We start from the raw sequence: 21,514 nt of genomic DNA on the forward strand, positions 1-21,514 counted from the left end.
ACTCGTCCCCCTTTTCCTTTAGTCTACGAAATTAGAGCGTATAAAAAAAGCACCATTTCGATTAAAAATGGTGCTTTTCCAAAAATTATTTTTGTTCAGTAGGGTTCGTTGTAACTTGCCATTCAATGTTAAATTTATCTTTTAGTTGTCCGTATGCTGGGCTCCAAAAAGTTTCTTGAAGTGGCATAATAACTTCTCCACCTTCTTGTAACTTATCAAATACTTCTTTCGCTTTTTCTGCATTATTAATTTGAATTGCGATTGTTACTTGAGATCCGATTGCATGCCCTTGACCTGGGAATGTATCAGAAATCATAAGGTCCGTATTACCAACTTTTAAAGTAGCATGTAAAACGCGCTCTTTCGCTTCAGCTGGAATTGGGTATTCTGGATTTTCAGGCATGTCACCAAAAGTTTGCATTACTTCTACTTTTGCGTCTAACGCCTCTTTGTAAAACTGTACAGCTTCTTGCCCACTACCATCTAAAACTAAGTACGGATTAATACCTAAAATCATACGGACACCTCTTTTTTTAGTTTATAAAATCGAACTTGTGTTCGTTTTTATAATATCATCGTTTTACATTTCATTCAACTATTTACTTCCCTATTTTCAAAATTATTTTGAAGGAAGCTCCATTTCTTGTTTTCTAAGTTCAATACGGCGAATTTTTCCGGAAATCGTTTTTGGTAGTTCATCTACAAATTCAATTTTGCGAGGGTATTTATATGGTGCAGTCAATTCTTTGACGTGTTGTTGGAGCACTGGAATTAATGTTTCTTCGTTCTTGTCTATATTCTCTCTTAATACGATAAATGCCTTCACGACACTTCCGCGAATTTCATCAGGGCTTGCAACAACCGCACATTCTCTTACATATGGATGTTTTACAAGTGCATCTTCGACTTCAAACGGTCCGATTGTATAACCAGAGCTAATAATAATATCATCACCGCGACCTTCAAACCAAAAATAGCCTTCTTCATCTTTTTTCGCTTTATCACCGGTAATATAATAATCACCGCGGAATTGCATCGCTGTGCGCTCATCGTCTTTATAATATTGTTTAAAGAGTGCTGGTGTTTCAATGTGAACTGCGATATCACCAACTTCTCCTACCTGTACAGGAGTTCCTTCTTCATTTACGATATCAACATGGTTTCCCGGCGTCGGTTTTCCCATTGATCCTGGTCTAATGTCCATCCCTTTCATTATCCCAACGAGTAATGTGTTTTCCGTTTGCCCATAACCGTCTCTTACCGTAATATCAAAATGCCTTTGGAACGTTTCAATAACTTCCCTGTTTAACGGTTCACCAGCTGATACAGCGCTATGTAACGCTTCTAAATTGTACTCACTTAAATTTTCTACCTTTGCCATTAATCTATACTCAGTCGGCGTACAACAAAGCACATTCACCTTATTATCGCCTAATAAATTTAAATACGTTTTTGGTTCAAACTTACCATTGTATACAAATCCTGTTGCACCTGAACCGAGAGTCGCTACAAACGGGCTCCAAATCCACTTTTGCCAACCTGGACTAGCCGTTGCCCATACAACATCATTTCCTTCAATTCCGAGCCAGTTCGGAGCGCTTGTACGTAAATGAGCGTATGCCCATGCATGCGTATGAACAACTCCTTTTGGATTTCCTGTCGTCCCTGACGTATAAGATAAAAAGACCATATCTTCTTTATCTGTCTTCGCCATTTCTAACATGTCACTTTCTGTTTCTAATGCTGTTTTTAAATTTTTCCAACCATCTACTGAACGCTCGCTCAAAACGAATTTCTGAAGAGATTCCACCGCTTCTACGCCGTCGAATTGTCCAATATACGGTTCGTAACTTACAATTGCTTTCACTTCTCCGTGCCCAATACGGTACTCAATATCTTTTTTACGCAACATTTCTGAGCTTGGAATAACGACAAATCCTGCTTTAATCGCAGCAATATACGTCATGTAAGCTTCAATTAAGCGCGGCATCATAATAAGGAGCTTGTCCCCTTTTTGTAAGCCACTTTTTATAAAAGCGTTTCCAATTCTATTCGCACCTTGCATTAATTCAAAATATGTAATCTCTCGTCTATTCCCTTTATCATCTTGCCAAATTAAAGCAAGCTTCTCTTTATCACTCGTATATTTCTCTATTTCCGAAACTAAATTATAAGACGGCGGCGCTAACAATTCCTCTCTCTTCATATAACATCCTCCTTTATTTCTATGCCTCCCTTATATAATAAAGAATTTTCAGTAAATTTTGAACCCTCTTCTTTTGACAATTTTTTTATATTTATGTCGAATTGATGTATGAATGTATAGCGACGATGTTTTTAACATAACGATTCATCGGCAAATAACGACGAAAACGACAAAAAGAAAGAGCGGGAGAACCCGCTCTTTCTAAGCCATCGTATATGGGATTATTTTTGGTAACCGCCTAATTGTTGCTCAGCTAGTGAAACTAGACGTTTAGTAATTTCGCCACCAACAGATCCGTTAGCGCGAGATGTTGCATCAGCTCCAAGTTGAACACCAAACTCTTGAGCGATTTCGTATTTCATTTGATCTAATGCTGCTTGAGCACCAGATACTGCTAATTTATTTGTGCTTGCCATGTTGTATCACCTCCTTGTGAGTATAGAGTGTGATAAACAACATGACTTCATGCACATTTGAATGTGGTAATTTATGGGTTTAGAAAAGTTCTTCGAATTTTTCTTCTTCAGCCACTACTTCTACTGTTTGTAATACCATTGTTTCTTTGTTCGCTACAGCCTCTTCAATTAACGGCGCGAAATCGTACTTCGCTTCAAAACGATTTGCTTTCTCACGCTTCGGTTTCGTCGATGGACTTGCTGGTGTAAACACTGTACAGCAGTCTTCATATGGACGAATTGAAATATCATACGTTCCAATTTCTTTTGCAATTTTAATAATTTCTAATTTATCCATCGTAATAAGCGGACGAATAACAGGATAGTTTGTCACTTCGTTAATCGTATGCATACTATCTAACGTTTGGCTCGCTACTTGTCCAAGACTTTCACCAGTCGTAATTGCAAGTGCATTACGCTCCTCTGCAATACGCTCTGTAATACGCATCATCATACGACGCATAACTGTCATAGAATAGCTAGATGGAATTTCTTTATTAATCGTTTTTTGCACTTCAGTAAATGGAACAAGATGAAGTGTTACACGTTTACAGTATTGCGTTAACTCTTGTGCTAAATCGATTACTTTTTGTTTCGCGCGCTCGCTTGTGAAAGGTGGACTATGGAAGTGAACTGCTTCCACAGATACGCCGCGTTTCATCGTTAAGTAAGTTGCTACCGGGCTATCGATACCACCAGAAAGAAGTACCATTACTTTTCCGCCAACGCCAACTGGTAAACCGCCAGCTCCCATGTGCTCACCACACATAATATAGCTGTAACCACTGCGAATTTCTATACGTACATTCACATCTGGATTATGAACATCTACTGTGATATCCTCTGTATTTTCTAAAATGTGCCCACCGATTTCTGGAAGTAACTCCATCGTCTTCATTGGGAAGCGCTTATCAGAGCGGTGCACTGTAATTTTAAATGTTTTCACATCACCTTTTACTTGTAAGAAAGCTGCTAATGCACCTTTTTTAATATCTTCTAATTCTGATGGTACTTTCATTGCTAAGTTAAACTTATGAATACCAAATACATCTTTCAATCTTTCAGAAATTGCTTCATGGTCTTCACCATTTAACTGAATGTACATACGATCATGTGTTGCATCAATTTTAATGTTTGGGAATTTTTTTAATTTGAATTTCACATTATCTTTTAACGTACTTACAAACTTAGAACGGTTCTTTCCTTTTGTCGTCATTTCTCCATAACGAACTAAAATATATTCATATGTCATCATATTTCTTTACCTCATCACTTCATATAATTTTGGCATCGTCTCTTTAACAATACCTTCAAATTGTTTTACTTCTTCCATCGTGTTGTCTGGTGCTAGACTAATGCGAATCGCACTTGTAGCTGCGGCGTGCGGTACTCCCATTGCCACTAGTACTCTGCTCACTTCATTTGCTTTTGAAGAACAAGCAGACTTCGTCGATACATATACACCATGCTCTTCTAAAGCATGAACGACTACTTCTGGTTTTAAACCGACAAATGATACATTTAAAATGTGCGGTGCCGCATATTCAAGTGATGTATTAATCGTTACAGTTTCCATCTCTTTAAAGAAACGGACCAGCTCTGTTTGTAAATTTTGCAAATGAACTATCTTTTCTTTCACTTGTTCCATCGTCATACGAAGTGCTTTCACCATCGCTACAATACCAGGTAAATTTTCTGTACCTGAACGATACTTGAGCTCTTGTTGACCACCTGATAAGATTGGATCTAATCTTACACCATCACGTACGTAAAGAAGACCTGTCCCCTTTACGCTATGAAATTTATGTCCAGATATTGAACAAAGGTCAATATGAGAAGCGTATAAATCAAGTGGTACTTTTCCTATCCCTTGTACATGGTCCACGTGGAATCTTATTTTCGGATAGTTCGTTAATAATGTTCCAATTTCAGCAACGGGCTGAATCGCTCCAGTCTCGTTGTTCACGTGAATAATTGACACAAGAATCGTATCTTCACGAAGTGCTCGTTTTAGATCTTCTACCGATACAACACCGTGCTCGTTAACCGGTAAATACGTTACATCAAAACCGAGATCTTCTAATTGTTTATATGCTTCAAACACAGACGCGTGTTCAATATTTGTTGTAATGATATGTTTGCCGCGCGAACGATTCCTCATCGCTATCCCTTTAATCGCAAGGTTATTCCCTTCCGTTCCACCTGATGTGAAAATAATTTCAGAAGGTTTAACGTGAAGGAGCTGTGCCGCAATCGTTCTCGATTGTGTTAATAGACGCTCTGCCTCTCCTCCAAGCGAGTGAATAGAAGAAGGATTACCAAAATATTTCCCTGCAACCGTTACGTACGATTGAAGCGCTTCTGGATATGGCTTCGTCGTCGCACTATTATCAAAATAGATCATCGTTCTTCCCCTTTCAGCGCTATCACATCATATAATCATATCACAAATACGTGTAATTACGCTAAGACTACTCAAAGGTTCCGTTTTTATATAAAAGTGTACATTTCCCCCGGCCATTTGCAGGCATACTGAGTGGTGAAGATTAATAATCAGTGATGGATGAAACCCCATCACTTATGGTTTCACTTTATCCCGCATTAACGGGCAGTAAGACTCCCACCTCAAAATTCAGCTGGAGCAAAGAAGTTAGGTGGGAAATCCACTGCCCGTAAATGCCCGATTGGTGAAGGCTAATAATCAGTGGGGGGATGGCCCCCTCCCACTGATTAAAGTTTCACTTTATTTTGAAACGAACAACCTTACTGTATTCCGCTATTCATTATAGCAACATCGACTTCAAAATTACACAAAAAAACAAACCCTTTATTAAAGGGTTTGCTCATTGTCTACATATTCAGCTATTTTTTGAACAACACCAGGTTCAAGTTGCTCTAATATAGAAGCCGCTTGTTCTAAAGCTGCATCGTATTGATATTCACGGAATAATTTCTCCGCATAATTTAAGCTTTCTGCAAGATTCTCATCATGACTGCGGTATCGGTTACCGTATTGAATTAGTTTTTCAACTAAATAAGCTTGTCCAATTAATTCTTCTGTCATTTCAGATACACCATTCACAACTGTGTATGCTTCTTCTAAACTGCTATTTACAGTATTCATATTTAACGGCTTTACTTCTAATTGCTCATATACAGCTTGCATCGCCATTTGCCCTTTTTGTAAATCTTCCATAATACTCTCTGGAAGACCTGGTAAATTCGACTTTTGCATAAAACGTTTCGTCTCAAAAATTGTATTTCGCATTTCTTGTAACTTCTCACGTGCTTCAAATTCTTCTTTGCGCATCGTTTGCAACATTTCTTTATATTCTGCATGAAGTACTTTTAAAGTTTCACATTGCTCATAAACCTCTTCTAGTTCCTCACGAATGATAGAGAATGCAATATCTTGTTCAGCAACGCGTATTTGTAACACTTCAAAACGTTTCATTAAAATATGCATTTGCTTTTCAATTACTTTTTGTGACTCAATATCTTTGTCTTGTAATTGATAACTTTGTTTCACAAGTTGTGTTTCTATTTTCGTTTCAATTGTTTCTGTACGAATTTCTTCTAAATCTTCATAAACAGACAGTGTTTTTTGCTCCACATAATGTTTCGCATGCACTTCTTGTTCAAGTTGATCATAAAAACTGTCTAAACGAGTTTTTAAGTTCTCTACTTTTTCTGCTGCTTCTGTTATATGAAGTTCCTGTATATCCATTAAACATGTGTGTAGTTGTGTCGTCATATCGCGGACTTCTTTAGGGATTTCCAAATACTCTAATACATAGCCTTGTCTTATCATATCATCATGACCTTGTAATAAATCTTCCAGCTGAACTGGTAATGTCGCTTGACACTCTACCAATAAATCCGGAATTTGATGAATAACGATTTCTAAACTTGCTAAACCTTCTTCTAAACTAATAACAATTTCTCTCGCTTTTAAATAATCACCATTATCTGTTGCCTCTTCAAAAGTTTTGAACTTCTCGGATTCAACATCTAACATCTCTTCAATTTTTTGCTCAGCTGCTCCATACATGTGTCGATGAGCAAGAACGCTCTTTTTCATACTACGATATGTATCACGTAACCCTTCAATTTCCGCGCTATTTTTCTCATGGCTTTCTAACAGTTGCTGTAATTCATTTAAAATGTCTGTAATACGATTATCAGCGTCATCTAAACCACTTATGGATTCTTTCATCGCATGCTTTGCTTTGCGGAAGGAGAATTGCGAGGCGAATTTTCGCGCTTGCCCTAAATCTTTTTCAGCTTTCGGAAGAGTTGTTGATACAATTTCATCCCACTCTTCACGCCATTTACCAAACAGCTCTTCCGTTTGACCTGTCATATTTAAATCTTTTACCCGCTTTAGTTCATCTGCCACAGGTTTATCTTTTATCTCTTGTTTCCACTGCTCCAGTGCTTCAATATCTTTATATGAACGATTTCTTATCACAAGCTCTATCATGAGCAGCACTAGAATAGAGCTTACTACAATGATAACGATCGTCAGGATAGAATCCATGCAAAAAAGCCTCCTAGTTATATCTCTTTTTTTGTCCGTTCCGTTTATGAAATGGAAGGCATTATGTATAAAAAGGGAATTCCCCTATATTTAACAACTAACAATGTTCTAATCATACCATGTAATGACGTGTTTTTGACCTAGTTTTTTTTAAAATTTCATGTTTCTTTACATGTGATTGTAATATTTCTTAATATTCCACTTATTCCATTATCCGTCCTCAAATGAATGCAATAAAGGTAAGACTTTTACGGGCAGTTAATGCAGGATAACGAGCTCTCTTTCATATGAGAGACGAAATAAATCTTTCGCATTAGTGGTGGTTCTACAGAAATCGCACGTACGTTACCTTGCATTACGGCTTACTGTAAAGCGGTTTCCGGAAGCAATGTTATACCAAGTCCAGCTCCTACCATCGCAATCATCGGTTCTGCATAAGATGTTTCAACCGCAATTATTGGTTTCGCGCCCATACATTGAAACACATTCATAATCATTTTCCTTACATCACATATTTCTGGGTATACAATTAGCTGTTCATTAACAATTATTGCGCTAGTATGCAACAATTTATGGCAAAGAAAACAACATATAAAAATCCCCACCTCAGTTCGTTAGGTGGGGATTTTTCACATATGAACAGCTCTTGGTAGTTCATAATACATACTCTCTTTATATAATGTTCGTTCCATCCATTGCTCAATTTCCTTCGTATACATTTCTAAGAAAAACGTCTCAGACGGAAATGAGTGTAGCACCTCTGATATATATTGTGGATATAAAAACGGCATATTCATCATGCCTTTTAATTGCGTCATAAACATTGTAAAAGATACCTTTTTAAATTCTTGCTTCATTTGTCCTTGTTTAATGATTTGCTCTATATAATATCTTTCTCTAGAAAAATAAACGGTCATCACTTCACGAATTAATGTCGTATCAAGCGAAAGCTCTCTATAAAAAAAACGTGTTAGTTCTCTATTATCAAATTGATATCGTAAAATCCCGCGCACCATTTGCACCATCACATCTTTAGCCGATAAATATTCTCTCTGTTCAAATGACGTTTCAATTACGTGAATATATCCTTCTAAAAAATCAGTAATAAGCTGTTCTAATAACCCTTGCTTTCCAGCAAAATAATATGAAATATTCGCTACATTCACATCCGCTCGCTTTGCAATTTCTCGCACCGACGTTCCATCATAACCTTTCGTGTTAAACAACGCTATTGCCGCATCAATTACTTTTTGTTTCGTCTGTTTCATGCGCTCACTTCCTCTCACTGAACAGCTATAGTTTAAATTTCTTGACTTTTAAGACAAATTCCTTTAATTTTCTATCGACAAAGTCATGTGAAATACATCGTATTTTGCTATCGTTTTACATATCTCGCTAAAAAGGGAGTTGTTTCCATGTTTACAAAAGAAAGTTATGCAGGATCTCGTGAAGAGCAATATAAGACAGTAATTAAACAACTGGATGCATTATTAACTGGCGAACCGAACGTAGTCGCAAACTTATCAAATGCGTCCGCACTATTAAATCAATTTTTAGATCGCGTTAATTGGGTTGGCTTTTATGTAACAGAAGGAAATCAGCTTGTTCTTGGACCATTCCAAGGGATGCCAGCTTGCGTGCGTATTCCGTTCGGACGTGGTGTTTGCGGCGTTGCAGCTGAAACAAAAACAACGCAACTTGTAGCAGATGTTCACCAATTCCCAGGACATATCGCTTGCGATAGTGCCTCTAATTCTGAAATCGTTGTACCGATTATGAAAGAAGGAAATATCATTGGTGTGCTTGATATTGATAGTCCTGAAAAAAATCGTTTCGATGAAGTAGATCAGCACTATTTAGAAAAGTTTGTGGAAACACTCCTAAAGCATATTTAATAAAGAAAAGAGTGAGCTATCGATTACGTACGAAACCGATAGCTCACTCTTTTTTATCCCGCATTAACGGGCAGTAAATTCGGCGAATACAAGGAAGTTAAGTGGGAGATAACTTCCCGTAAAAGCCCGATTGGTGAGGGCAAATAATCAGCGGGTGATGGACAAACCCCCCACTGATTAAAGTTTCACTTTATTGATTACTAACAGTAGATATCTTCTTTAGTGCCTGTTCTAAATCAGAAACGATATCTTCCCATGATTCTAAGCCGACAGATAGGCGTATTAAATTATCAAAAATACCCATTTCTTTTCTTAGTTCAGCCGGAATAGCTGCATGCGTCATCGTCGCTGGATGCTGAATTAACGTTTCTGTATCACCTAAACTTACGGCAATTGTAATAAAATGGAGGTCATTGATAAACGACTGTGTTTCCTCTTTCCCGCCTTTAATTGAAAAAGAAATAACGCCCCCGCCTCGTTTCATTTGGCGGGATGCTAATTCTCCCTCGGGATACCAAACACCTTCTACTGCTTCATGATTTTTCAAAAACGATACAATTTTTTCCGCATTATCACAATGACGATCCATTCTTACTGCTAATGTTTTTAATCCACGTAACAATAACCACGCGTCAAACGGCGCCATAATACCTCCGATATCTTTTCGCATCGGACGGATTTTGTCAGCTAACGTTTTCGTTCTACAAATTGTTACACCCGCTACAACATCCCCGTGACCACCAATATATTTTGTCGCACTGTGAACGACGGCGTCACAACCAAGTTCAAGAGGTCTTTGTAAATAAGGTGAACAAAACGTATTATCAACAATAACAAGCAAATCATTGCGCTTCGCTACCCCGATCACCTTTTCTAAATCAATTAATTTCATCGTTGGATTTATCGGTGTTTCAACGAAAATAAGCTTTGTATTTGGACGAATTTTATTTTCAATATCAGTCTCTGTCTCCATATCACAAAACGAATGAGTAATCATAAATTTCTCTTCTAATACTTCTAAAAAACCGTACGTACATCCATATAATCCATTTGAACAAATAATATGATCTCCAGCCTTTAGAAAACCGATTAACGTTGCTGAAATGGCTGCCATACCTGAACCGAACGCCAGCGCTTCCTCTCCACCTTCTAAAACAGCCATACGTTCTTCAAATAATTTCACAGTTGGATTCCCAAGCCTTGAATAAATATAAGATGGATCTTCTCCCGCAAAACTCGCTTCTCCTTGCTGTGCTGTCTCAAACGTAAATGTAGAAGTTTGAAATAAAGGTGGTGTTAAACTCCCTTTATTTTCATTTGATTCATATCCGTGATGAATTAATGCTGTCTCTATATGTTTCTTTTTCATAAAAACATCCCCCTTATGTCTTTATTTCCACATATCCACCAGGAAAAATCTGATGAACGTCTTTACTACATTTTATGTAAGCGTTTTATTTGTGTTTCTATCTTTTCTTTTATATTGTTTTAAATTCCTTCTTGTTAATTTCCAAAATTTATCTGCATAAAACAAAAAGGGAGTCTCTTGACGAAACTGTAAGTAAAAGATATAATAGCGTTTGTGTAAAATAAAAAGGCAGCCTTGTAATGTGAGTTTATCGTTTGTATTTTGTTCCTCTGCGGAGGTGTATCTCGTAACTCCCTGCTGCTGGAGCGAAGGTACATGAAAACAAAATACCCGTAAATATCGATTACGTCTGTTTTTATTTTACGAAAATAAAAACATTTTTAAAGGAGGAGTCAACTATGGCTCGTTATACAGGTCCAGCATGGAAACTGTCTCGTCGTCTTGGAATCTCTCTAAGCGGCACAGGAAAAGAATTAGAAAAACGCCCTTACGCACCAGGTCCTCACGGTCCTAACCAACGTAAGAAACTTTCAGAATACGGTTTACAATTACAAGAGAAACAAAAACTTCGTCACATGTACGGCATGACTGAACGTCAATTCCGTCGCACATTTGACCAAGCAGGTAAAATGCCTGGTAAGCACGGCGAAAACTTCATGATCCTTCTTGAAGCTCGTCTTGACAACTTAGTTTACCGTATGGGCTTAGCTCGCACTCGTCGTGCAGCTCGCCAATTAGTAAACCACGGTCACATCACGGTTGATGGCGCTCGCGTAGATATCCCATCTTACCGCGTTAAACCTAACCAAACTATCAGCGTTCGCGAAAAATCTAACAGCCTTGTTGTTGTTAAAGAAGCGATCGAAGTTAACAACTTCGTACCAGAATACTTAACTTTCGATGCTGATAAGTTAGAAGCTACTTACACTCGTCACGCTGAGCGTTCTGAGTTAGCAGCTGAAATCAACGAAGCATTAATCGTAGAGTTCTACTCTCGTTAATCTCGGTACTCTGCAAAGAGTATTATTAAAAGCCTTAGGAACCTTGTTTATCAAGGGGCCTGGGCTTTTTTTATTTATATAAATGTCGTATGTATAGTAAGATACTTCAAGGAAGTTTTTTCATGAGTTATGGATAATCGTCCTTACTTCTCTTTTATTCATTCCAACGATTGGATTCTCTTTAATACTGGCTCCGTTTATTGTGCAAAATTTTATAATCCATCTTCATTACATGCTGTTATACTTATTCCCTTAAACATATAATCATTTCGTTTTCAGACTACTCCTTTTTTCATTACTTCCAAATTATATCTCAATAGAAAAAGCTACCAAAGAAACTAAAACGTTCTCTCTGGTAGCTTTTATTTATATATTAAAATTATTTATTTTCCTCTTTTTGAACATATACATAAGCATCTTTCTGCTCTTTATGTACATCAACCTTTGAATGCTCTGCAAGCTGACCAGCGTTTAGCAAAGAAAAAATAATGAGCGCTTCTAGTGACATTTTGTTTTACCACTCCTTTCTATTTGTTATACATTTATCATACCGCTTACATGTGATTTCCGTATGAACTCGAAAAGGAGATTACAACAAAAAGGTTACAGGATTGCTAACTATATTTTATCTACAGAATAGTTTATTAAGGCAAATTATCACGTTATAATAACCATAAAGTGGGGGTGTTTTTTTGACAATAAACCAAATGGTTCAGTTAGGCAGTGCATTTATGCTGTTTATTACTTCAGCACTTATGAGTTGGTATCAAGGGAGTAATTTAATAGATTATCCTGATGAATGGAAATATAGCGCTAAGTTTACGAATTATTTTAAAGGGTACGTTTCACATTATGACGATATTTATCAAATCGATTTCTTTATATATGCGGCAAAATTTTATCCCACAGCATTTGTCGTTATGCTAATTAGCTTACTTTACATGCTCGTATTAATTCTTCATATTCTATTTAAAAGAAATCATGAGGCAATTTAAATGCATACATAAAAACCCCGAACGATAGACTTTTCAGCCTACCATTCGGGGTACTATTTGTTTTAAATTCTTTTCTGATTAGTAACGAATTAAGAAATATTTCTTCTTACCGCGGCGAATGATTGTGAATTTACCTTCGATGCGGTCGTTTTCTGTTACAACGTAGTCTAACGCTTGTGTACGCTCACCGTTTACGTAGATTGCACCGTTAGTTACATCTTCACGTGCTTGACGTTTAGATGGTGAAATTTTGCTTTCTACAAGTAAGTCGATTAATACTGTATCTTCTGCAGTGCGTTCTACAGATGGTACGTCTTTGAATCCTTGCTCGATTTCGCTTGCAGTAAGTTCTGCTACAGATCCACTGAATAATGCAGCTGAAATTTTAATTGCTTGCTCTAACGCTTCTTCGCCGTGAACAAGTTTTGTCATTTCAGATCCTAATGATTTTTGTGCTGCACGTTTTTCTGGTGCTTCAGTTACTTGCTTTTCAAGCTCAAGAATTTCTTCATGAGATAAGAATGTGAAGTATTTTAAGTATTTAACAACGTCGCGGTCATCTGTGTTAATCCAGAATTGGTAGAACTCGTAAGGAGTTGTTTTCTCTGGGTCTAACCAAATTGCGCCGCCCTCTGTTTTACCAAACTTCGTACCGTCAGATTTTGTAACTAGCGGAATTGTTAAACCGAACGCTTTCGCATCTTCTTCTGATTTACGGATTAATTCAAGACCAGCTGTAATGTTACCCCATTGGTCACTACCACCGATTTGTAGACGGCAATTATGGTTTTGGTATAAGTTTAAGAAGTCGTATGATTGTAAAATCATATAACTAAACTCAGTAAATGAAATACCAGTATCTAAACGAGATGCTACTGTATCTTTTGCTAACATATAGTTTAAACCGAAGTTTTTACCGATATCGCGTAAAAATGTAATTACATCTAAGTTACCAAGCCAGTCATAGTTGTTAGCCATCGTTGCTGGGTTGTCCACGTTTTCAAACTCTAAGAAGTTTGAAAGTTGGTTTTTAATGCTTTCCGTGTAGTAAGCAACTGTATCTTTCGTATTTAATGTACGCTCTGCTTTTTTACCACTTGGGTCACCGATCATACCAGTACCACCGCCAACAAGTGCGATTGGTTGGTGACCAGCTAATTGGAAACGACGTAACATTAATACTGGTAACATATGACCGATGTGTAAGCTATCCGCTGTCGGATCGAAACCACAGTATAATTTAACGCTTTCTTTTTCTAATAATTGCTCAAGGCCCTCAGCATCTGTTTGCTGGTTAATTAGACCGCGAAATTCAAGATCTTGTAAAATACCCATATCCTACATACTCTCCTTTAAGTTCATTACTGGCGTGAAGGTTGAAAACATAAAAAAATCGCCCCCTTTAAATAAGGGACGATTTTGATCATCGCGTTACCACCCTAGTTGCAGACAAAAAAAGCCTACCACCTTATTTACATAACGGCTTAGCACCGTCTTTTCCCTTTTGAATACAATTCAATCGAAAAAAGATGCTCTAGGGGCGTAATTCGCGATCATCTATGTGCTGATTTCCACCGACCATCAGCTCTCTAAAACAGGGAAATGATCACTACTTCTCCCTTTCCACGCTCAATTATTCATATACTTTTCTTTATACCATCATTTATATAGGCGTGTCAAATAGAGGTAGGGTTTCTCTCCTTGCCAATCCTTTACAACGTCGCAAAGAGTATCGTAATAAGAGAAAGAATTGGAACTCCAACTAATAACGATACATGAAACACAACCGATAAATCATTTCCAATCGTTGCCTCCACAGGATCTTTCGCTGGAGAACCAAGAAATCCGATTAATCGATCGAAGCGACTTACCGTTTTTGGAAAATCCGGTATTTCTACATGGTCACTATCTAAATGCTGTTTTAATTTATATTCACTCTTAAAGGGATTTTCGCTCAATTTCATCCACCTCCAGCAATTGTTTCAATTTCTTTATCCCGTTATGGAGTCTCGACTTCACTGTTCCAACCGGAATGTTTAATATCTCCGCAATCTCTTTTTGCTGCATATCATGATAATAAGAAAGAATAAGGACAGCTCGCTGTTCTTCAGGAACTTTCAAAATTGCCGCTCTTACTGTGAGCCGATCTTCGTGAGAAAATTCTTTTTCCTGAATCGGCACTAAAAATGGCAAAAGCGTACGCCACTTTTTTCTTCTATTTAATTTATTAATCATAAGACGATAACCAATTTGAAATAAATACGTTTTTATTTTACCTTTTTCAGGTTCATACATATGTTTCTTTCGTTCTAATGTCAAAAATGTATCTTGCACGAGATCGATACTTAATTGTTCATCTCGGTTAAATCGATATAAAAATGTGTATAGCGCTGGTTTGATCAAAACATATAGTTTTTCTCCTGCCTGCTTATCTCCACTTTGATACGCAAGCATGAGCTCTTCCTCAATCCCAATCTGCGCCATGATTTTTGATCTCCTTTATTCCTTTTAACGTTAATGAAATGCGGGAAATTAAATAGCAACTTGCGACAATAATCCATACTTGCGATTGATTCGTAAAAAATTGAACATACGGGTTTTGAATTGTCTGTCCGGTTGAAACTAAAATATTTAATGCTTGCACACATACGCACGCATACACTGCCAAACAAGCCGAAATCGTATCAAATACATTCCAGCGAAAATACACTTTTGTTTTTGTAAAATCAATTTTATATCCTTTTTTCCGTACTATATGTTTTCTATCAAACGGAATAATGATTGAAAACATAACAATCATCATGACACCGGCTGTAATCATTGATACTTTAAATCCGATTGGCATCGGTAATAGCAAACCACAAGAAAATACGACGATAATTCCAATTACGGCAAAAGCAAGAAGTAATTTATTAGACATAAAAAAGCCTCCCTCATCTATTCTTTCATAAATGTATACAGACGAGGAAGGCGCTTCGTTCAAATATTATTTTATTTTTTTTATGATTCTCGCAGGATTCCCGCCCACTACTACATTATCCGGCACATCTTTCGTTACAACGGCGCCAGATGCGATAACCGCATTGTCTCCAATTGTTACACCTGGATTAATAATCGCTCTTCCGCCAATCCATACGTTATCGCCAATTGTAACTGGTTTTCCGTATTCTGATCCGCTTATGCGCTCTACTGGATCAAGCGGGTGTGTTGCTGTATAAATGTGAACACCTGGAGCTAACATGCAGTTCACTCCGATTGTCACCGGGCATACGTCTAAAATCGTACAATCAAAGTTCGCGTAAAAATTTTCACCAACGTGAATGTTATAGCCGTAATCACATCTAAAAGAAGATTCAAGATGAATGTTATCTCCAGTCGTTCCGAATAGTTCTTTTACGATTTCGCTACGCTCTTTTAATTGTACTTCTGGTGTTTCATTTAATTTTCTCGTTAATATACGAGCCTGCTCCCTCTCTTGAATCAAAACAGGATCAGCTGGTATGTACATTTCCCCAAGTATCATCTTTTCTTTTTCTGTTTTCATTTCCTTCTCCCCTTTAACTCGTATGTATAAGTTTATGATACCATAAAAAAAGAAAGGTCTGAACATATTACTTGTTCAGACCCTTCCTTCTTAATCTTCCATCGTTGATAAGTCACCTGTTGGTAAGTTTAGCTCCCAAGCTTTTAATACACGGCGCATAATTTTACCACTTCTCGTTTTCGGTAATTTATCTCTAAATTCAATTTGTCTTGGCGCTGCATGAGCTGCTAAGCCTTTTTTTACAAATTGACGAATCTCTTCTTTTAATTCTTCAGATGGTTCGTATCCCACGCGAAGCGCGATAAATGCTTTAATGATTTCCCCGCGTACTGGATCAGGAATACCAATTACACCAGCTTCTGCTACAGCAGCATGCTCGATTAATTTACTTTCTACTTCAAACGGACCAACACGCTCACCTGACGTCATAATTACATCGTCAATACGTCCTTGGAACCAGAAGTATCCATCTTCATCCATATAAGCAGAGTCACCTGATACGTACCAATCTCCCGGCATAAAGTAAGAATCATATTTTTGTGGGTTATTCCAGATTCCACGCATCATAGATGGCCAACCTTTACCAATTGCTAAGTTCCCCATTGTGTATGGAGGCACTTCATTTCCTTCATTATCAACAATCGCTGCTTTCACACCCGGAATTGGTTTCCCCATTGAACCTGGACGGATTTCCATACAAGGATAGTTACAAATAACTTGTCCACCTGTTTCTGTCATCCACCACGTATCATGAATACGAAGTCCAAATGCGCTCATACCCCAGCGAATTACTTCTGGATTTAATGGCTCACCAACACTTAATACGTGACGCACTTGTGATAAATCATATTTTTTAATTGCGTCTTGTCCAGCTCCCATTAACATACGGAACGCTGTCGGTGCACTATACCAAACTGTTACACCGTAATCTTGCAGTGCTTCATACCATGCCTCTGGACTAAATCTCCCGCCTAAAATAACATTTGATGCTCCCACTAACCACGGTGCAAAAATACCGTAAGCTGTTCCAGTTACCCAGCCTGGGTCAGCTGTACACCAATATACATCATCTTCTTTTAAATCTAATACCCATTTCGCTGTTTGATAGTGCTGAACCATTGCGTTTTGAGCATGAAGGACGCCTTTTGGCTTACCAGTAGAACCAGATGTGTAATGTAGAATTAAACCGTCTTCACGGCCTAACCACTCGATATGTAATTCTTTTGAAGCTTGTTCAAATAAAGGATTGAACGCTACAGTTTTACCGCCTTCTTCTGCATTGTCTCCAACAAGGAAGACTGTTTTTAAAGCAGGTAAATCATTTAATGGTATGCGCTCTAACAATTCAGGAGTTGTAATTAACACCTTCGCTTCGCTATCTTCTAAACGATCGCGAACTGCGCCTTCCATAAATGCTTCAAATAATGGTCCAACAATTGCCCCTAATTTCACTGCACCTAAAAGTGCGAAATATAATTCTGGGGAACGCGGCATAAAAATAAAAACGCGATCGCCTTTCTCAACATCGCCATAGTTTTTCAGGACATTTCCTGCTTTATTAGAAAAATCCTTCATTTCCTTAAACGTATATTTCTCTTTTCGCGATCCATCTTGATAATAAAGTGCTACTTTATTCTTTCGATCTGATTTCGCATGCTTATCAATTGCCTCATACGCCATATTTACTCGTCCTGTTTCATTCCAAGTAAAATTTTTATTAACCTCTTCCCAGTTAAAATTCGCGTATGCCTCTTCATAATTCGGCAAATTATTTTCTCCTTTAATGACAGGAAGCGTTTCCACTTTCATACTTTACATCCCCCTCCTATGTATTCTATTATCTATTATAATGACATTATTTAAAATTTTCAGTATTTTTGTTGATTTTTAGACAAATTTTTAATGACAAAATTCGATTCACATCGCATATATTATAAAGTACGATATTAATAGATTCACAAACCCTCAAGGTGGTGAGCAATAAATTGATTCATAAAAAAATATATAATGCCAGAAACTTAAAAACAGCGAAAGGCACTTTAATTATTGAAGGTCCTGTCTCTACACATAATCTTGAAATGTATGAATTTCATCCAGACCTAATTGCGTTTCGTCCTGCCGAGCAGCAATATAAAGCAATTGTCGAAATTTCTAAGTTACCAGAAGCTCGTCTCATTATTGCTAGACATGACCAAACGATCGTTGGATATGTTACATACTTATATCCTGATCCGCTCGAGCGATGGTCAGAAGGAAAGATTGAAAACTTAATTGAACTCGGGGCGATTGAAGTTGTCCCAGCCTTTCGTGGTTGCTCTGTCGGAAAAAATTTATTAGAAGTTTCAATGATGGACGATCATATGGAAGATTACATTATATTAACGACTGAATATTATTGGCACTGGGATTTAAAACAAACAGGCTTAAATGTTTGGGAATACCGAAAAGTAATGGAAAAAATGATGAATGCTGGTGGTTTACAATGGATGGCTACAGATGATCCTGAAATTTGTTCACATCCTGCCAACTGTTTAATGGTCCGCATCGGTAAACGTGTTGATACGGATTCCATTCAAGCATTCGATCGTCTACGTTTTCACAATCGTTTTATGTATTAATAAAGGGGGCAACTGGAATGATTGTAGAAGAAATTATGAATCAAAATGTAGTAACACTACATCCAAACGATACAATCGAAACAGCAATCCGAACAATACGTACGAAAGGTATTCGGCACATTCCAATTGTCGATCAAAATAATCATGTCGTAGGCATTATTTCTGATCGGGATGTAAGAGATGCAAGTCCGTCTATTTTAGATGAACAAGTTTCACTCGATATGCTGAAGCAACCGCTTGAACTCATAATGAAACACCCTGTTATGACTTGTCACCCTCTCGATTTCGTTGAGGAAATTGCGACTTTATTTTTTGAAAATAAAATAGGCTGTCTTCCTGTTACGAAAGCTGGAAAACTCGTAGGTATCATTTCTGAATCTACAGTGCTGCACACGTTAGTAAAATTAACAGGAGCTCATCAACCGAGTTCACAAATTGAAATTCAAGTGAAAAATGAACCTGGTATTCTTGGAAAAGTCGTTGCTATTTTTAGTGATTTACAAATAAATATTGTGAGCGTTCTCGTCTATCCAGCAAAAGATGAGAATGATAAAGTACTCGTTTTCCGCATTCAAACGATGAATCCTCTAAAAGTGATCGATGCACTCGAAGCAGAGGGCTACCGCGTATTATGGCCAAACATAATGGGGATGCAAGCATGAGCAGCGCCTTCATTTATTCGGATGACTTTCGGGGCTATTCTTTTAGCCCTGATCATCCTTTTAACCAACTACGCGTCACACTTACGTATGACTTATTACAAAAGAGTGGTTTTATCTCCCCTTCTCAAGTCATCGCGCCACGGATGGCTACAGATGAGGAAATTGCATTCATTCATACAGAGGAGTACATAAATGCGGTAAAACTTGCTGGAGAAGGAAAGTTAGAAAAATCAATTGCGATGACATATGGACTTGGAACAGAAGATACACCAATGTTTCCAAATATGCATGAAGCAAGTGCATTACTCGTTGGCGGAACATTAACAGCTGTCGATGCTGTTATTTCTGGGAAAGTAAAGCACGCCCTCAATTTAGGTGGCGGCTTACATCATGGCTTTCGTGGTAAAGCATCTGGCTTTTGTATTTATAACGATAGCTCTATCGCAATGAAATATATTCAGAAGAAATACGGTTTACGCGTTTTATATATTGATACAGATGCTCATCACGGTGACGGGGTACAATGGTCTTTTTACGACGATCCTAACGTATGCACCATTTCATTACACGAAACTGGGCGTTATTTATTTCCTGGAACTGGCGCAGTAAATGAACGTGGACAAGGAAATGGATATAATTATTCTTTTAACGTTCCACTCGACGCTTTTACAGAAGACGAATCGTTTTTAGATTCATATCGAACAGTTGTAAAAGAAGTGGCAGCATACTTTAAACCGGATATTATTTTAACGCAAAATGGTGCTGATGCACATTATTACGATCCACTTACACACCTTTGCGCAACGATGAATATTTACCGTGAAATACCGAAGCTCGCTCGTGAAATCGCTAATGAATATTGCGACGGTCGCTGGATTGCTGTCGGCGGTGGTGGCTATGATCACTGGCGCGTCGTACCAAGAGCTTGGGCACTCATTTGGCTCGAAATGAACAACATCCAAAACATCTCAGGTTATCTCCCTCCAGAATGGATTGACGCTTGGAAAGGACAAGCAGAAACCGACCTTCCCCTTACATGGGAAGATCCAGACAACATGTATCAACCTATCCCTAGAAAACCAGAAATCGAAGAAAAAAATGCATTAACTGTAGCGAAATCTCTTGAAATTATTCGGAATAATATGACAAAATCTTTATATTAAACAGAGAGGAGGCTCGCTTTTTGAACAGCCTCCTTTCTTTTATAGTTTGTTTGCTACTATTGTTGTGTTTTGTCGTTAAATCGATATTCCGTGTCGAATCGATGATATATTTTTTATTTATTAATGAACTAACCCCAACTCTAATGAGAAAAGGTAGTGACACTATGTGGAAACAACAAATAATCAACACGAAACGCGGCACATTCGAACTCTTTACAAAAGGAAATGGCGAACCGCTTTGTATTACACATCACTATTCACAATTTAATGACACTGGCGATTACTTTGCGGATGTTTTCACTGCTACGCATCGTGTATTGCTCATTAATTTACGAAACGCTGGTAACTCAGCAAAAGCCCATTCAGAAAAAGAATTAAGTATGATTGAAACCGTTCACGACTTAGAAGCAATACGAGAAGCTTTACAACTCCCAACATGGCATTTCGCTGGCCACTCAACAGGCGGTATGCTTGGACTTTTATATACCATTACATATCCAAATTCCTTACAATCATTAGTCATGGCCGGAGCCGCAGCAAGTAACTATACCGAAACACTATTTTGCATTTATCACCCAGCACATCCTCAGTTTCATTATATGCAACAACTCATCGAAAACTTGAAAAGCCCTCATCTTACAAATGCAGAACGAAAAGAATTATCTACTAAGAGAACAAAATTATCATTGTATAAACCAGAAAACTACAACTCTTATTTTTGTAAACCAATCCAAAAAACAATGTCCGCTAGCCGGATGAACACTTTCGCCAATGAATATCCGTCATTTGATTTAAGAGAGAATTTACCTTCCATCCAAACAAAGACCCTTATTATATGCGGAAGACATGATGTACAGTGCCCGATCCAATATTCTATCGAGATGCATGAGGGTATACGTAATTCTATCTTTGTGATATTTGAGGAGAGTAACCATTATCCTTTTTTAGAAGAAGCTGCTCAGTTTACTTCTACTACTCAAACATTTTATAAATCGTTACACTAGTACCGTTATTACTAAGGAAAGCTCACAGCCTCTATAAGAATATGAACTTTTTTCAAAAGAAA

General features: G+C 37.6%; 22 protein-coding genes, 2 pseudogenes and 1 other annotated feature. Of the genes and pseudogenes, 8 read left to right on the plus strand and 16 right to left on the minus strand.

What is annotated here, in order from left to right; translation table 11 throughout:
* Positions 1 to 85: 85 nt before the first annotated feature.
* From AC1DS7_RS18955 to AC1DS7_RS18985, 7 genes and pseudogenes are all read right to left on the minus strand, one after another.
* Positions 86 to 517 carry a VOC family protein gene (locus tag AC1DS7_RS18955; protein WP_002034332.1) on the minus strand — a complete coding sequence of 144 codons (432 nt, stop codon included), beginning with the start codon at positions 515 to 517 and terminating at the stop codon, positions 86 to 88.
* Positions 518 to 619: 102 nt separating this feature from the next.
* A complete protein-coding gene (gene mbcS / locus AC1DS7_RS18960) occupies positions 620 to 2,206 on the minus strand; it encodes an acyl-CoA synthetase MbcS (protein WP_002034333.1) in 1,587 nt (528 codons plus the stop codon).
* Between the two features lie 221 nt (positions 2,207 to 2,427).
* Positions 2,428 to 2,622 (minus strand): alpha/beta-type small acid-soluble spore protein, encoded by a 195-nt coding sequence (locus AC1DS7_RS18965; protein ID WP_000168891.1) that lies wholly within the window; start codon positions 2,620 to 2,622, stop codon positions 2,428 to 2,430.
* A gap of 79 nt (positions 2,623 to 2,701) precedes the next feature.
* Positions 2,702 to 3,916 (minus strand): tRNA uracil 4-sulfurtransferase ThiI, encoded by a 1,215-nt coding sequence (gene thiI, locus AC1DS7_RS18970; protein ID WP_002034334.1) that lies wholly within the window; start codon positions 3,914 to 3,916, stop codon positions 2,702 to 2,704.
* A 6-nt stretch (positions 3,917 to 3,922) separates the two neighbouring features.
* Entirely contained in the window at positions 3,923 to 5,065 is a 1,143-nt protein-coding gene (locus AC1DS7_RS18975) for a cysteine desulfurase family protein (protein ID WP_002167571.1), read from the minus strand.
* A gap of 426 nt (positions 5,066 to 5,491) precedes the next feature.
* Positions 5,492 to 7,201: a septation ring formation regulator EzrA gene (gene ezrA / locus AC1DS7_RS18980; protein ID WP_002129414.1), complete on the minus strand. Its 1,710-nt coding sequence runs from the start codon at positions 7,199 to 7,201 to the stop codon at positions 5,492 to 5,494.
* Between the two features lie 248 nt (positions 7,202 to 7,449).
* Positions 7,450 to 7,743, minus strand: a pseudogene (locus AC1DS7_RS18985) (LysR family transcriptional regulator substrate-binding protein); the annotation flags it as partial.
* Here AC1DS7_RS18985 and AC1DS7_RS18990 point away from each other — a divergent pair.
* Positions 7,691 to 7,819, plus strand: a pseudogene (locus AC1DS7_RS18990) (EamA family transporter); the annotation flags it as partial. The pseudogenes AC1DS7_RS18985 and AC1DS7_RS18990 overlap by 53 nt on opposite strands.
* Positions 7,820 to 7,830: 11 nt before the next feature.
* Here the strand turns inward: AC1DS7_RS18990 and refZ are convergent.
* A complete protein-coding gene (gene refZ / locus AC1DS7_RS18995; protein ID WP_476999154.1) occupies positions 7,831 to 8,469 on the minus strand; it encodes a forespore capture DNA-binding protein RefZ in 639 nt (212 codons plus the stop codon).
* Positions 8,470 to 8,616: 147 nt separating this feature from the next.
* On the opposite strand from refZ, the gene AC1DS7_RS19000 reads away from it, so the two are divergent.
* Positions 8,617 to 9,096 carry a GAF domain-containing protein gene (locus AC1DS7_RS19000; RefSeq protein WP_012261827.1) on the plus strand — a complete coding sequence of 160 codons (480 nt, stop codon included), beginning with the start codon at positions 8,617 to 8,619 and terminating at the stop codon, positions 9,094 to 9,096.
* A gap of 190 nt (positions 9,097 to 9,286) precedes the next feature.
* Here the strand turns inward: AC1DS7_RS19000 and megL are convergent, their stop codons facing one another.
* The gene (gene megL / locus AC1DS7_RS19005; RefSeq protein WP_002015566.1) at positions 9,287 to 10,465 is read right to left on the minus strand and encodes a methionine gamma-lyase; all 1,179 of its coding nucleotides are present in this window, start codon (positions 10,463 to 10,465) and stop codon (positions 9,287 to 9,289) included.
* 398 nt (positions 10,466 to 10,863) lie between these two features.
* Between megL and rpsD the strand changes: the two genes are divergently transcribed.
* A complete protein-coding gene (gene rpsD / locus AC1DS7_RS19010) occupies positions 10,864 to 11,466 on the plus strand; it encodes a 30S ribosomal protein S4 (protein WP_002015568.1) in 603 nt (200 codons plus the stop codon).
* A gap of 379 nt (positions 11,467 to 11,845) precedes the next feature.
* Here the strand turns inward: rpsD and AC1DS7_RS19015 are convergent, their stop codons facing one another.
* Positions 11,846 to 11,974: a hypothetical protein gene (locus AC1DS7_RS19015; RefSeq protein ID WP_000050938.1), complete on the minus strand. Its 129-nt coding sequence runs from the start codon at positions 11,972 to 11,974 to the stop codon at positions 11,846 to 11,848.
* Between the two features lie 184 nt (positions 11,975 to 12,158).
* Here AC1DS7_RS19015 and AC1DS7_RS19020 point away from each other — a divergent pair, with 184 nt between their 5' ends.
* Positions 12,159 to 12,461, plus strand: a complete 303-nt coding sequence (locus AC1DS7_RS19020; protein ID WP_012261829.1) for a YjdJ family protein — start codon at positions 12,159 to 12,161, stop codon at positions 12,459 to 12,461.
* Positions 12,462 to 12,539: 78 nt separating this feature from the next.
* Here AC1DS7_RS19020 and tyrS read toward each other — a convergent pair whose 3' ends face one another.
* The 6 genes from tyrS to acsA all read right to left on the minus strand — a co-directional run bounded on the left by tyrS (position 12,540) and on the right by acsA (position 17,814).
* Positions 12,540 to 13,796, minus strand: coding sequence for a tyrosine--tRNA ligase (gene tyrS / locus AC1DS7_RS19025; protein ID WP_159147177.1), 1,257 nt, complete (start codon positions 13,794 to 13,796; stop codon positions 12,540 to 12,542).
* 71 nt (positions 13,797 to 13,867) lie between these two features.
* Positions 13,868 to 14,096, minus strand: a binding site (T-box leader).
* A gap of 77 nt (positions 14,097 to 14,173) precedes the next feature.
* Positions 14,174 to 14,419 (minus strand): hypothetical protein, encoded by a 246-nt coding sequence (locus AC1DS7_RS19030; protein ID WP_001293781.1) that lies wholly within the window; start codon positions 14,417 to 14,419, stop codon positions 14,174 to 14,176.
* On the minus strand, positions 14,400 to 14,945 hold the full coding sequence (locus AC1DS7_RS19035) for an RNA polymerase sigma factor (RefSeq protein ID WP_002143399.1): 546 nt from the start codon (positions 14,943 to 14,945) through the stop codon (positions 14,400 to 14,402). The genes AC1DS7_RS19030 and AC1DS7_RS19035 overlap by 20 nt, the downstream gene beginning before the upstream one ends.
* Entirely contained in the window at positions 14,926 to 15,381 is a 456-nt protein-coding gene (locus tag AC1DS7_RS19040) for a hypothetical protein (protein WP_002143400.1), read from the minus strand. The genes AC1DS7_RS19035 and AC1DS7_RS19040 overlap by 20 nt, the downstream gene beginning before the upstream one ends.
* A 66-nt stretch (positions 15,382 to 15,447) precedes the next feature.
* Positions 15,448 to 16,005: a maltose acetyltransferase domain-containing protein gene (locus AC1DS7_RS19045; protein WP_002143401.1), complete on the minus strand. Its 558-nt coding sequence runs from the start codon at positions 16,003 to 16,005 to the stop codon at positions 15,448 to 15,450.
* 90 nt (positions 16,006 to 16,095) lie between these two features.
* Complete coding sequence (gene acsA / locus AC1DS7_RS19050) at positions 16,096 to 17,814, minus strand: acetate--CoA ligase (RefSeq protein WP_016102955.1); 1,719 nt, start codon at positions 17,812 to 17,814, stop codon at positions 16,096 to 16,098.
* A gap of 176 nt (positions 17,815 to 17,990) precedes the next feature.
* Here acsA and acuA point away from each other — a divergent pair, with 176 nt between their 5' ends.
* The 4 genes from acuA to AC1DS7_RS19070 all read left to right on the plus strand — a co-directional run bounded on the left by acuA (position 17,991) and on the right by AC1DS7_RS19070 (position 21,452).
* Positions 17,991 to 18,623 (plus strand): acetoin utilization protein acetyltransferase AcuA, encoded by a 633-nt coding sequence (gene acuA, locus AC1DS7_RS19055; protein WP_002112293.1) that lies wholly within the window; start codon positions 17,991 to 17,993, stop codon positions 18,621 to 18,623.
* A gap of 17 nt (positions 18,624 to 18,640) precedes the next feature.
* On the plus strand, positions 18,641 to 19,285 hold the full coding sequence (locus AC1DS7_RS19060; RefSeq protein WP_002123078.1) for an acetoin utilization AcuB family protein: 645 nt from the start codon (positions 18,641 to 18,643) through the stop codon (positions 19,283 to 19,285).
* On the plus strand, positions 19,282 to 20,448 hold the full coding sequence (gene acuC, locus AC1DS7_RS19065) for an acetoin utilization protein AcuC (RefSeq protein ID WP_078206416.1): 1,167 nt from the start codon (positions 19,282 to 19,284) through the stop codon (positions 20,446 to 20,448). Before AC1DS7_RS19060 ends, acuC begins: the two co-directional genes overlap by 4 nt.
* A 143-nt stretch (positions 20,449 to 20,591) precedes the next feature.
* On the plus strand, positions 20,592 to 21,452 hold the full coding sequence (locus tag AC1DS7_RS19070) for an alpha/beta fold hydrolase (RefSeq protein ID WP_407707777.1): 861 nt from the start codon (positions 20,592 to 20,594) through the stop codon (positions 21,450 to 21,452).
* The last annotated feature ends 62 nt before the right edge of the window (positions 21,453 to 21,514 follow it).

It is taken from the genome of Bacillus sp. P4_E1 (genome assembly GCF_056401715.1).

Coding starts and splice junctions, on each gene's coding strand:
- AC1DS7_RS18955 (WP_002034332.1), bottom strand. CDS start 517: ATGATTTTAGGTATTAATCCGTACTTAGTTTTAGATGGTAGTGGGCAA.
- mbcS (WP_002034333.1), bottom strand. CDS start 2,206: ATGAAGAGAGAGGAATTGTTAGCGCCGCCGTCTTATAATTTAGTTTCG.
- AC1DS7_RS18965 (WP_000168891.1), bottom strand. CDS start 2,622: ATGGCAAGCACAAATAAATTAGCAGTATCTGGTGCTCAAGCAGCATTA.
- thiI (WP_002034334.1), bottom strand. CDS start 3,916: ATGATGACATATGAATATATTTTAGTTCGTTATGGAGAAATGACGACA.
- AC1DS7_RS18975 (WP_002167571.1), bottom strand. CDS start 5,065: ATGATCTATTTTGATAATAGTGCGACGACGAAGCCATATCCAGAAGCG.
- ezrA (WP_002129414.1), bottom strand. CDS start 7,201: ATGGATTCTATCCTGACGATCGTTATCATTGTAGTAAGCTCTATTCTA.
- refZ (WP_476999154.1), bottom strand. CDS start 8,469: ATGAAACAGACGAAACAAAAAGTAATTGATGCGGCAATAGCGTTGTTT.
- AC1DS7_RS19000 (WP_012261827.1), top strand. CDS start 8,617: ATGTTTACAAAAGAAAGTTATGCAGGATCTCGTGAAGAGCAATATAAG.
- megL (WP_002015566.1), bottom strand. CDS start 10,465: ATGAAAAAGAAACATATAGAGACAGCATTAATTCATCACGGATATGAA.
- rpsD (WP_002015568.1), top strand. CDS start 10,864: ATGGCTCGTTATACAGGTCCAGCATGGAAACTGTCTCGTCGTCTTGGA.
- AC1DS7_RS19015 (WP_000050938.1), bottom strand. CDS start 11,974: ATGTCACTAGAAGCGCTCATTATTTTTTCTTTGCTAAACGCTGGTCAG.
- tyrS (WP_159147177.1), bottom strand. CDS start 13,796: ATGGGTATTTTACAAGATCTTGAATTTCGCGGTCTAATTAACCAGCAA.
- AC1DS7_RS19035 (WP_002143399.1), bottom strand. CDS start 14,945: ATGGCGCAGATTGGGATTGAGGAAGAGCTCATGCTTGCGTATCAAAGT.
- AC1DS7_RS19040 (WP_002143400.1), bottom strand. CDS start 15,381: ATGTCTAATAAATTACTTCTTGCTTTTGCCGTAATTGGAATTATCGTC.
- AC1DS7_RS19045 (WP_002143401.1), bottom strand. CDS start 16,005: ATGAAAACAGAAAAAGAAAAGATGATACTTGGGGAAATGTACATACCA.
- acsA (WP_016102955.1), bottom strand. CDS start 17,814: ATGAAAGTGGAAACGCTTCCTGTCATTAAAGGAGAAAATAATTTGCCG.
- AC1DS7_RS19060 (WP_002123078.1), top strand. CDS start 18,641: ATGATTGTAGAAGAAATTATGAATCAAAATGTAGTAACACTACATCCA.
- acuC (WP_078206416.1), top strand. CDS start 19,282: ATGAGCAGCGCCTTCATTTATTCGGATGACTTTCGGGGCTATTCTTTT.
- AC1DS7_RS19070 (WP_407707777.1), top strand. CDS start 20,592: ATGAGAAAAGGTAGTGACACTATGTGGAAACAACAAATAATCAACACG.